The organism is Alkalicoccobacillus porphyridii, from assembly GCF_007293315.1.
GTDB classification, from domain to species: Bacteria; Bacillota; Bacilli; order Bacillales; family Bacillaceae_D; genus Alkalicoccobacillus; species Alkalicoccobacillus porphyridii.
In genome coordinates this window covers 1-279 of the sequence record NZ_VLXZ01000180.1, presented here as the reverse complement: position 1 = coordinate 279, position 279 = coordinate 1, and the positions used below count along the sequence as shown (strand labels likewise).

Below are 279 nucleotides of genomic sequence, written 5' to 3'. Positions count from 1 at the left end.
TAGCAACCTCCTTTCTATCTACGATTAAATCGTTTATTTCTTCTTTCGATATTTTCAATTTCTTGTTTAACCGGTTCTGCAACTTGTTTACCAACTTTCTTAGTATCAAGATAAATTGGATTGTCGCCACTGTTACGTGTGTTAACTTCGATTGTTTCGTTCGTTTCGTTGCCTTCTTCGATAAGTTCCATGATACGACGTAACGTTTCGCCTTCAGTACTGAAACCTAGCTTGTCGCCTGTTTCCTTCCAAATAGCTTGTGATTTAACTTTGTTTGAA

The 279-nt window shown here is 36.9% G+C and carries 1 protein-coding gene; it reads right to left on the bottom strand.

The annotated features are described in order from the left end of the window. Window positions 1–14 precede the first annotated feature (14 nt). On the bottom strand, window positions 15–279 hold a 265-nt coding region (locus FN960_RS21450; RefSeq protein ID WP_221936849.1), incomplete at its 5' end, for a hypothetical protein.